This is a genomic window from Pseudomonas sp. P5_B2 (assembly GCF_056400445.1).
Genome location: NZ_JBFULH010001228.1, coordinates 1 through 831, shown reverse-complemented (window position 1 = coordinate 831; position 831 = coordinate 1). Strand labels below are relative to the sequence as shown.

The following is an 831-nucleotide window of genomic DNA, read 5'->3' as shown; positions in this document are numbered from 1 at the left end:
GTCGCGAGCAGACGAGCATGGGGTTTTAGCTGCGTCTTTTCCTAAAACCGCTAGACCATGTAACGATGTCTAACGAGAGTCCGACTTGATGAAACTGCTGACCTTTACCTTATCGGCCTTTGTATCGCTCGCCAGTTCTGGCGCATTGGCGGTGACACTGGTTCCACTGAATGGCCAAACTTCCCAGAGGATCCAGCAGGACACCAGTGTCTGCCAATCACAGGCCAATGCTCAGTTCCCGATACAAAACACAGTGCCATCCGGTGGCCGGGCAAAAGGCGCTGCTACCGCTGCCGTTGCCGGAGCCACCGCAGCGCAGGTTCGGGGTAACCAACACGACAACGTCTATGACCAGATCGATGACGATATCAAGCAAGACTATCGCCAGAACAATGCACGCAGCGCCGCGGCTGCCGGCGTGGTGATCGGGGGATCCAGACAACGCCAGGAACGCAGACAGAACGCAGGAACCACCGAGCAAAACATCACCGCCAACAATTCTGTGTACAGCAGCTGTCTGCAACAGCGTGGCTACAACGTTTTGCCTTGAATCCCAACGGTTATTCTTCTTCGAATGTCCCAATATTAATATTGCGAACTGACAACTCTCCCGGATAACATTAATTAATGTGCCGGTGTAATTACCCCGTTATGCATCAACACTTAAGTTCGCCCTGCCTCTGAAGTAACCTCACTTCTCTTATCTCCGCTCTTGCCTGCATCTCACTCAAATTGTCTGGCGTCTATCTGCTTGTGGGTCGCAAATAACACCCCATCAGCAAATGGGAATCAGTTCAGCTGAGCCGCAGGCTTGTGCGTCAAATAGGAGGC

The 831-nt window shown here is 52.6% G+C and carries 1 protein-coding gene; it reads left to right on the top strand.

Annotation, left to right across the window (positions count from 1 at the left end; genetic code table 11):
- The first annotated feature begins 88 nt into the window (after positions 1 to 88).
- Positions 89 to 550, top strand: a complete 462-nt coding sequence (locus AC1DRJ_RS30395; protein ID WP_477805372.1) for a hypothetical protein — start codon at positions 89 to 91, stop codon at positions 548 to 550.
- Positions 551 to 831: the final 281 nt, after the last annotated feature.

Coding starts and splice junctions, on each gene's coding strand:
- AC1DRJ_RS30395 (WP_477805372.1), top strand. CDS start 89: ATGAAACTGCTGACCTTTACCTTATCGGCCTTTGTATCGCTCGCCAGT.